Origin of the sequence: Novosphingobium sp. Chol11 (assembly GCF_945870625.1) — a bacterium.
Taxonomy (GTDB): domain Bacteria; phylum Pseudomonadota; class Alphaproteobacteria; order Sphingomonadales; family Sphingomonadaceae; genus Novosphingobium.
On sequence record NZ_CAMBTS010000119.1, the window covers coordinates 1 to 8798 of the forward strand.

10 protein-coding genes are annotated in these 8798 nt (G+C 64.5%); 9 read left to right on the forward strand and 1 reads right to left on the reverse strand.

Annotated elements, in window-relative coordinates:
* From Q0O40_RS14200 to Q0O40_RS14240, 9 genes are all read left to right on the forward strand, one after another.
* The coding region (locus Q0O40_RS14200; RefSeq protein ID WP_295531241.1) for a YdbH domain-containing protein at positions 1 to 2295 on the forward strand (2295 nt) is incomplete at its 5' end.
* A 47-nt stretch (positions 2296 to 2342) separates the two neighbouring features.
* Complete coding sequence (locus Q0O40_RS14205; RefSeq protein WP_295531244.1) at positions 2343 to 2555, forward strand: YnbE family lipoprotein; 213 nt, start codon at positions 2343 to 2345, stop codon at positions 2553 to 2555.
* Position 2556: 1 nt separating this feature from the next.
* Positions 2557 to 2955, forward strand: a complete 399-nt coding sequence (locus Q0O40_RS14210; RefSeq protein WP_295531247.1) for a YdbL family protein — start codon at positions 2557 to 2559, stop codon at positions 2953 to 2955.
* Between the two features lie 194 nt (positions 2956 to 3149).
* Positions 3150 to 3470, forward strand: coding sequence for an AtpZ/AtpI family protein (locus Q0O40_RS14215; RefSeq protein WP_295531251.1), 321 nt, complete (start codon positions 3150 to 3152; stop codon positions 3468 to 3470).
* Positions 3471 to 3526: 56 nt separating this feature from the next.
* Positions 3527 to 4312, forward strand: a complete 786-nt coding sequence (locus tag Q0O40_RS14220) for a F0F1 ATP synthase subunit A (RefSeq protein WP_295531254.1) — start codon at positions 3527 to 3529, stop codon at positions 4310 to 4312.
* An 82-nt stretch (positions 4313 to 4394) separates the two neighbouring features.
* Positions 4395 to 4622: a F0F1 ATP synthase subunit C gene (locus tag Q0O40_RS14225; protein WP_101798446.1), complete on the forward strand. Its 228-nt coding sequence runs from the start codon at positions 4395 to 4397 to the stop codon at positions 4620 to 4622.
* A 105-nt stretch (positions 4623 to 4727) separates the two neighbouring features.
* Positions 4728 to 5219 carry an ATPase gene (locus tag Q0O40_RS14230; protein ID WP_295531257.1) on the forward strand — a complete coding sequence of 164 codons (492 nt, stop codon included), beginning with the start codon at positions 4728 to 4730 and terminating at the stop codon, positions 5217 to 5219.
* Positions 5212 to 5751: a hypothetical protein gene (locus Q0O40_RS14235; protein WP_295531260.1), complete on the forward strand. Its 540-nt coding sequence runs from the start codon at positions 5212 to 5214 to the stop codon at positions 5749 to 5751. Before Q0O40_RS14230 ends, Q0O40_RS14235 begins: the two co-directional genes overlap by 8 nt.
* 104 nt (positions 5752 to 5855) lie before the next feature.
* Positions 5856 to 7718 (forward strand): hypothetical protein, encoded by a 1863-nt coding sequence (locus Q0O40_RS14240; RefSeq protein WP_295531263.1) that lies wholly within the window; start codon positions 5856 to 5858, stop codon positions 7716 to 7718.
* Between the two features lie 15 nt (positions 7719 to 7733).
* On the opposite strand, the gene Q0O40_RS14245 is transcribed toward Q0O40_RS14240, so the two are convergent.
* The gene (locus Q0O40_RS14245; protein WP_295531266.1) at positions 7734 to 8759 is read right to left on the reverse strand and encodes a LacI family DNA-binding transcriptional regulator; all 1026 of its coding nucleotides are present in this window, start codon (positions 8757 to 8759) and stop codon (positions 7734 to 7736) included.
* Positions 8760 to 8798 lie beyond the last annotated feature (39 nt).

Sequence of the window (8798 nt, forward strand, 5' to 3'; positions counted from 1 at the left end):
GAGGCGCGGGCGCTGCGGCGCGGCCCGGCGCTGGAGCAGGCGCTGGCCGCCGGGCAGGCCGGCGCTGCAAGCACCCTTCTCGCGCCGATGATTGGCCAGATCCGCGCGGCTCTGGCGCGCGAAGAAAGCGGCAGCCGCCTTGTTGCCGATATCGCTTATCGTCAGCAGCCCGGCGGCGCGTGGTATGTCAGTGCGCCCAGCGCGGTCTTGCGCGGCGGCAGCGGGCAAAGCCTGCTCCAGCTTTCGCGGGTGTCGTTGTCGGGCGGTCAAGCGCCGGTCCCGCGCTTCTCCGCCAATTTCAGCACAGGCGGCGACGGCCTGCCACAGATCAGCGGGCGGGCCGCGCAGGATGCGGCGCAGGGGACTTTGCTGGACCTCGCGATGCCAGCGTACCGTGCCGGGGGCGGGTCGCTTGCGGTGCCCGCCATGAAGATCGTACAGAACGCGCGCGGTGCGATCGGCTTCTCCGGGGAGATCAAGGCCTCGGGCGCGATCCCGGGGGGCAGAGCCGACAATCTGGTGCTGCCGCTGCAAGGCGCGGTCAGCCCCGTCGGCGCGCTCGCGCTGTTCCCGCGCTGCATCACGCCGCGGTTCGAACGGCTTGCGATTGGCAGCGCCGTGTTCGATGCCCGCGCGATCACGCTGTGTCCGGCAGGCGGCGGTGCGATGGTGCGGCGCGGCGCGCGCGGCCTCGAATTTGCCGCTACAGCGCCCGCGCTGGCGCTCACCGGGCGGCTAGGCTCGGTGCCGCTAAGCCTGAGCAGCGGCCCTGTCGGCCTGCGCTGGCCCGGCGCGCTGACCGCCAGCGCGGTCACCGCCGTGCTCGGGCCGAAGGATGCGCAGAACCGCCTCGCAATAGCCGAGATTTCGGCGCGGCTGGGCAAGACCATTGCGGGCACGTTTGGCGGCGCGCAAGGGCGCCTCGCGGCGGTCCCGCTCGATCTTGCCAAGGCCTCGGGCGCATGGTCCTATACCGGTGGCAGTCTGGCGGTGACAGGTGCGCGCTTCGATCTGACCGACCGCAGCCTGACCGACCCCAGCTTGAGTTCCGTCAGCGCGCCGGCGCGGTTCGAACCGCTCACCGCGCAAGGAGCAGACCTTGTTTTTCAGAATAACCTGATCAAGGCCAATGCCTTGCTGCGCACAGCGAGGACCGGGCACGAGGTCGTCCGCGCCGCGATCCGGCATGATCTGGCGAGCACGCGGGGCAGCGCCGACCTGATTTTCGATACGCTGGCCTTCGATACGGGGAAGGGCGGGTTGCAGCCCGCCGATCTCACGCTGCTGGCCAAGGGCGTGGTCGCCAATGTCGATGGCAAAGTGAGCGGCAGCGGGCGCATCGATTGGGATGCGACAACGCTCACCAGCACGGGCAGCCTGACCACCCGCCAGCTCGATCTGGCCGCTGCGTTCGGGCCGGTGAAGGGCATTGCCGGAACGCTGCGCTTTGTCGATCTGCTGGGTATGGTCACCGCTCCGAATCAGCGGCTGAAGGTCGCCTCGGTCAATCCGGGGATCGAGGTTACCGATGGTGTGGTCGATCTCGAACTGCGCCCCGATCAGGTGATCCGGCTGAACAGCGCAAAGTGGCCGTTTCTCGGCGGATCGATAACGCTTGAGCCGAGCGACCTGCGCATGGCGCTGGCCGAGGAGCGGCGGCTGACCCTCACGATCACCGGGTTCGATGCGGCCCGGTTTCTTGAGCGGATGCAACTGGGCAACATCGCGGCGACGGGCACATTCGACGGAACCCTGCCGCTCGCCTTCGATGACAAGGGCGGCAGAATCCTCGGCGGCAATCTGGTTTCGCGGCCGCCGGGGGGCAATGTCTCCTACATCGGTGCGCTGAGTTACAAAGACCTCTCGCCGATGGCCAATTTCGCGTTCGATGCGCTGAAATCGGTGGATTACAAGACCATGACCATCGGCATGCAAGGCAGTCTGGCGGGCGATCTGGTCACCGATCTGCGCTTCCGGGGGGTCCGGCAGGGCAGGGGCACCACGCAAAACTTCCTCACCCGCCGCGTGGCTAGGTTGCCGCTGCAGTTCAACATCACCATCCGCGCGCCGTTTTACCAGCTGATCAATTCGCTCAAGGGAACATACGACCCCGCGTTCATCCGCGATCCGCGCACGCTGGGGCTGGTCGATGCGCGCGGCCGCGCGGTGCAGCGGGCCGCTGCCGCCCCGCCGGGATCGGCGCAGCCGGCGCTGCGACCAGCGGCGCTCACCACCACAACCTTTCCCGAAGCTGCGAACCGCATTCAGCCTCTCGCAATCGAACCTCATCCATAAGGAGCCCGCAATTGACCCGATCACACAACCCTGCAACGATCCGCTGCATGAACAACAGCGCAGGCAATCAGCGATTGGGGAGAGGGCAGTGGCCGGTCGCGGTGCTGCCGCTGGCATTGATGATGGGAGGCTGCATTACCGTGAAAGCGCCGGACAAGCCGATCGTCATCGAGCTCAATATCAATATCAAGCAGGAAGTGATCTATCGCCTTGCCGCCGATGCAGCGCAGACGATCGACAAGAATTCGGAGATTTTCTGAGATGGCGCGCAATTTGATCAATGCCCGGTTTGGCACCTCGCTCGCTGCAATGGCAGCGCTGGCGCTACTTGGCGCGAATCCTGCCTTCGCGGAGCGCGATCCTGCCTATGCCGCTGCGCGCGAAGCGGGGCAGGTGGGTGAGCGCGTCGATGGCTATCTCGGCTATGTCGGTCCTGCCTCGCCTGCGCTGCGGGCGGTGGTTGAGGACATCAATATCAAGCGCAAGGCGGTCTATGCGCAAAAAGCGCAGGCCAACAATGCCACGCTGGAGGAATATGCGCTGACCTCGGGCTGCGTCCTTATCATGCAGACCAAGCCGGGCGAAAAGTATCAGGGCCCCGATGGCAGTTGGCAAACGCGCACCGCAGCCGCCCCACTGCGCGATTCGCGCTGTCCATAACGCGGCCATAGCGCAGCAACTGGGCGCATATAGCCCTGCAATGTCGCGATTTGCGGCAATGCAGCACTGCGGTTGACTTGCCCCCCCTCGCTTCCTAAAGGGACCGCGCCCTTGTGGGGGAAGCGCTCATCGCGCCGGGCCATTTTCAATGCGTGTGCGTCGTATGATGCGCATGCGTGAGGAGAGGAACCGACATGGTGGACGAACCTTCCGAACAAGAACGTACCAGCGCGGAATCCCGCATCGCTTCGCTTGAGAGCAGGCTCGCCGCCGCTCGGGAGAACGAAGCGCAGCGGACCCGCAGTGGGCAACAGGGCGCCGATGCGGGATACCGCTTGGGCAACCGGGTGCTCGCTGAATTGCTGGGCGGGATGATTGGCGGAGCAGCGGTTGGCGTGGCCATTGATTGGCTGGTCGGGCGCGGTTCGCACTGGGGCCTGATGGTGATGCTGTTCCTCGGGATTGTCGTTGCTTTCAGAAACATCATCCGGATTTCGAACCGGCCTTCCGAGTGAGCCATCCGGGCGCAGCGGGAATGCCGGTTTTGTTTAACAGCTGAGTGGGACTGCGCGTGGCAGCTGAAGCCAAAGTCGATCCAATGCACCAGTTCATGATCGAGCCGATGTTCGGCACGGATGGGTGGGCTATTGCCGGATACCATATCCCGTTCACCAATTCGGCGCTGTGGATGCTGATCTCCGCGATCGTGCTCTACGCCTTCATGATGGGCGGCATGCGCCGTGAGCTGGTCCCCGGCCGCTGGCAGATGGCGGTCGAGAGCATGACCGGCTTTATCGACAACATGCTCGAAGCCAATATCGGCAAGGAAGGGCGGGGCTATCTGCCTTACGTCTTCTCGCTGTTCATGTTCATCTTGTTTGCCAATCTGCTCGGGCTCCTGCCGTTGGGTCTGGCGGGCGTGCATCCTTTCACCTTCACCAGCCATTTCAGCGCCACCGGCGTGCTGGCGATCCTGTCGTTCGCGATCGTGCTGATCGTCGGCTTCTGGAAGCACGGGTTGCACTTTTTCTCGCTGTTCATTCCGCACGGCACGCCCGCGCCGATGATCCCGCTGATCTTCATCATCGAGCTGGTGTCGTTTCTGGTGCGCCCGTTCAGCCTTGGCTTGCGACTGTTCGTGGCGATGATGGCCGGGCACGTGCTGCTCGAGGTATTGTCCAGCTTCGTCATCGGCGGCACCAACGCCGGGGTGTTCTTCTTCGGCCTCGTCGCCATTCCCAGTTTCGCCCTCATGGTGGCGATCAGCGCGCTTGAAATCCTCGTTGCGGGCATTCAGGCCTATGTCTTCGCGCTGCTCACCTCGCTTTACATCAACGACGCCGAGCATCTGCATTGAGCTCTGAGCCATCCGTTTCCTGTTTTTCGTCCAAGTCACCCCGAGTTTTTCACACGACATCTTAAGAGAAGGAATGAATATCATGGAACCAGCAAGCGCAAAGCTGATCGGCGCGGGCCTCGCAGCCATCGGTGCAGGCATGGCCGCTATCGGCGTGGGTAACGTTTTCGGCTCGTTCCTCGAAGGCGCGCTGCGCAATCCGGGTGCCGCCGATGGCCAGCAGGGCCGTCTCTTCATCGGTTTCGCCGCAGCCGAGCTTCTGGGTCTGCTGTCGTTCGTCGTGGCGATGATCCTGATCTTCGTCGCCTAAGCCTTCTGCCGCTACGCGCGGTGTCTGGAGAGCGCTTCTGGCGCTGGCCAAACGCCGCAGCGCAGCGGTAAATTCTGCAGCGGTCTGCCGGAGCCCAAGCCCAAAATGCCACAGATTTCGCAATTGTCCGAATTCTACGCGAGCCAGATCTTCTGGATGCTGGTGATTTTTGGCGCGGTTTTCTTCCTCATCGGCCGGGGCATGGCCCCCAAGGTGATCGAGACCATCGACAACCGCAGCAAGCGGATCGCCGATGATCTGAATGCCGCCGAAGCTGCGCACCGCGATGCGGATGCCCAGGAAAAAACCTGGCGGGTCCAATCAGCGGCGCAGCGCGGACAGGCGCAGGCGCTGATCGCAGAGGCCAAGGCCAAAGGCGCAAAGGCGACCGAAGCGCAGCTTGCGGTTGCTGGCAAAGGCATTGAAAGCCGCCTTGCCGAAGCCGAAGGCCGCATTGCCGCTGCGCGCGAAAGCGCGCTGGCAGAGATAGAAACGGTAGCAGCCGATGCGGCGAGCGATATCGCCGCGCGGGTGGCCGGCCTCACGGTAGATGCCGAGGCAGCGCGCGCGGCAGTGAAGGGTGTGCTCCATGGCTGATCTGGCATTTCTGGCGGCGGGTGCCGCTCATTCCGAAGCGCCGGAACTGAACGCTTTCGGCATGGCGCCCGGCTGGTTCGTCGCGCTGGCGATGGCTGTGTTCATCGGTATCCTGATCTGGCAGAAAGTCCCTGGCGTCATCACCGGCGGGCTCGACAAGCAGATCGCCGCAATCCGCAAGCAGCTTGATGATGCCAAGGCCTTGCGCGCCGAAGCCGAAGCTTTGCGCGCGGATTATCTGGCCAAGATCGCAGGCGCCGAAAAGGATGCCGCCGCGATGATCGAACATGCCGGGCGCGAAGCCGAAGCGATTGTCGCCAAGGCAGAAACCGATGCCGCCGCGATGATCGTGCGCCGCGAGCAAATGGCCAATGACAAGATTGCCGCCGCCGAACGTGCGGTAATCGATGAACTGCGCGCCCGCGCGGCCAGCACGGCGACTGCCGCCGCCGCCGCGCTGATCGCGCAGCACCACAGCGCCGAGGCCGACCGCTCGCTGGTCGATGCCGCGATTGCCGGACTCGTCAACTAACGCCAATTCGTCAACTAACGACGGCTGTCAAAGTACGGTTAACGCTCTCCTAAGGGTTTTGCCCTAGTCCCCATTGCCAGGCCAAAGGCAAGTTGGATGTGGGGATGAAGCGGGCTCAAATCGGCCGGTTGGTGATAGGTTTTCTGGCGCTGGTGCTGGCCGCGCTGATGGCAAGCCCCGCTGCAGCGGCCAATTGCAATGTTGCGACATCGCAAGGAGCAACCGGGCCAGCCAATTGGCAGACATACTGCTGGCTTGACTTTAGCGGCTACAACGACACTGCGGCGCGGTCTTCAGGCGGCCAAGCCTACAGCTATACCCTGCCCGATGGCACGGTGATGACGTTCACCCTCAACGTCAGCGGCGCGGCCATCGCGGGGGCTGTATCACCGACATGGTCCGGGGCCTCGGTCGGCAACAGCTCGTTTCTAGGCATTACCGCCCGTCCGTCGCTCTATCAGACCGCCGCCGGTACCACAACCGCGACCATTTCCAATATCGTGCTGACCCCGCCTTCGGGCGTCTCGCAGATCACCAGCTACATGTTCGTGGCGGCGGACGCCGAATCGTCGAACGAAAATGAATCGCTCAGATTTCAGACCAACGGCGGCAGCTGGGTGCTGCTCGATCAGTCCGGTCCGATCAGCGGGTCGGTCTACCCTTTGACCAGCGGCATCGGCACCAATACCTTCAACGTGAGCGGCGTGGCCGGCACCGTCGGCGCCTATATCGTGGGTTCAAGCACGCCGACCACGCTCACCACGACGATTGTCGGCGGGGGGCTGCAGGGGGTGATGTTTGCGGTGCGCTTTGCCACGATCCGGTTGACGATGCAGATTGCAGGGGTGCGCGTGAACGCCGCCGACCAGTTCAAATTCGACATCAACGCTACATCTGGCGGTACCACACTGGCCACGGGCACATCCTCCGGCACCGGGCTGGGGCCGTTCACCGCCGCCGCGTTGAGCACATCGTCAGCGGTTCCGGTCACTTTGGCGCAGGCGATGGCCGCAGGCAGCGTGAGCGCGATCTCGCGCTATCAAAGCAATCTCTCGTGCACCAACGGGGTGTCCGGTTCATCCACCCCGCTGCCATCGGGCGTGACGACCACCAGCTATAGCTTCGGCGCGCTGCAATTCGGCGATAATGTGGCGTGCACGTTCACCAACACCGCGTTCCCGCACTTGCGGTTGACCAAGGCGCTGGGCACCAGCGGGCGGCGCTTCAGCACCGACCAGTTCACGATGAACATCAACCAGGGCGCGACGACGGTGGCGACGACCACCACCACCGGCACCGGCACCACGGTGAACGCGGCATCGACCCCGCAGGTTCAGGTGAGCGCGGGCACGACCTATACCTTGACCGAACTTGGCGCGGGCGCGACCAGCCTGACGCAATACAACGCCGCGATGGCCTGCACCAACGCCGCGACCAGCACGACCACGCTGCCCAGCACGGTGGGCGGCACGATCACCCCCAGGATGGGCGACGTGATCTCGTGCACGATCACCAATACCCGCCGGGCGCAAAATGCCACGCTAACCCTGCTCAAGACATCGACGGTGCTGTCCGATGGGAGCAACGGCGCCACCAACCCCAAAGCGATCCCCGGGGCGATCGTGCGCTATACCATCCTTGTTACCAACACTGGCTCGGCTGCGGTCGATACCGGAACCGTATTGTTGATGGATTCGCTTCCGGCGGAGATGATGGTCGGCACAGCGGCAAACCCTGCCTTTGCGCAAGGCAGCCCGTCTAGCGGGCTGACCTTCACCGCCAGCACCGACATCCGGTATTCGAGCGCCGCGACCGTGCCAACGAGCTACGCGGGATGCACCTATACGCCGACATCCGCCTATGATCCGGCGGTCAAATTCGTGTGCATCAATCCCAAGGGCGTGATGGCAGCCTCGACCGGCACGCCGACGAGCTTCTCCATCTCGTTTCAGGCGCAGCTCAAGTAGGCCGGATCGCCGGGTTCACCCCCGGGTCGAGCCGCGCACGACCAGCCGCACGGGCACGCGGCGGGGATCGGCTACCTCGCCGCCCATCGCGGCGATCAGCCGCTCGACCAGCAAGTTGCCCGCCACTTCGAAATCGGGCTCGATCGTGGAGAGGGGCGGGCTCGACCAGCCGCCTGCGCGCACCCCGTCAAAGCCCACCACGCCGACATCGCCGGGCACGCGGGTGCCGCGCCGTTCAAGCTCTTTCAGCGCGCCCAGCGCGATCTCGTCGCTCACCGCGAAGATCGCATCGAACGGGCGGCCCGAGTCGGCCAGTGCAGCGGCGGCACGGCGGCCTTGTTCCTCACGCGGCAGGCCGCGCTCGATCGGTTGCAGCACGGGTTCATGGCCCATTTCGCGCATCTTGGCGGCATAGCCGTCGTAGCGCTCCTTGAACTGCCGCTGCGGCGAGGTTTCCGAGCCGACACAGACTACCGCGCGATAACCGCACCCCAGCAGGTGGCGCGTAGCCAGCGCAGCCCCAGCAACATTATCGCTGCGCACCCAGGGAAAGGCGTCGCTGGGCGCGCCCCAGCAGGCCCAATGGCTGCCGGGGGGCAAGGCATCGAAATAATCCCATGCGGCAGTGTTTTCGCTGGTGCCGATCACGATCAGCCCGTCGGCTTTGCGGCGTTCCTGATAGTGGCCCATGAAGTTTTCCGCGCTATCCTGAAACGACACCAGAACTTCGTAGCCGCGGGCGGCGGCAGCGGCGCAGGTGCTGCCAAGCAGCGAGAAGTAGAACGGATTAAGGTCCTTGCGGTCTTCCCCGGGCCGGCAGATCATGACCACGGCCAGCGTGCCGGTCTTGCCCCGGCGCAGCCGCGCCGCGTTTTCGTCCGCTTGATAGTTCAGCTTTTCTGCCGCCTCGCGCACGCGCGCACGCGTCGGCTCGCTGATCGAGGTATCGCCCGCCAGCGCGCGGCTCACCGTCGATTGGCTGACCCCGGCGGCCTCGGCGACATCGAACGACGTTACCCGGAAACTGCGCTTTTCGGCCATTTAGCGATAACTGTCCTTGGCCAGCCGCAGCGCCGCAAA

Coding starts and splice junctions, on each gene's coding strand:
- Q0O40_RS14205 (WP_295531244.1), top strand. CDS start 2,343: ATGAACAACAGCGCAGGCAATCAGCGATTGGGGAGAGGGCAGTGGCCG.
- Q0O40_RS14210 (WP_295531247.1), top strand. CDS start 2,557: ATGGCGCGCAATTTGATCAATGCCCGGTTTGGCACCTCGCTCGCTGCA.
- Q0O40_RS14215 (WP_295531251.1), top strand. CDS start 3,150: ATGGTGGACGAACCTTCCGAACAAGAACGTACCAGCGCGGAATCCCGC.
- Q0O40_RS14225 (WP_101798446.1), top strand. CDS start 4,395: ATGGAACCAGCAAGCGCAAAGCTGATCGGCGCGGGCCTCGCAGCCATC.
- Q0O40_RS14230 (WP_295531257.1), top strand. CDS start 4,728: ATGCCACAGATTTCGCAATTGTCCGAATTCTACGCGAGCCAGATCTTC.
- Q0O40_RS14235 (WP_295531260.1), top strand. CDS start 5,212: ATGGCTGATCTGGCATTTCTGGCGGCGGGTGCCGCTCATTCCGAAGCG.
- Q0O40_RS14240 (WP_295531263.1), top strand. CDS start 5,856: ATGAAGCGGGCTCAAATCGGCCGGTTGGTGATAGGTTTTCTGGCGCTG.
- Q0O40_RS14245 (WP_295531266.1), bottom strand. CDS start 8,759: ATGGCCGAAAAGCGCAGTTTCCGGGTAACGTCGTTCGATGTCGCCGAG.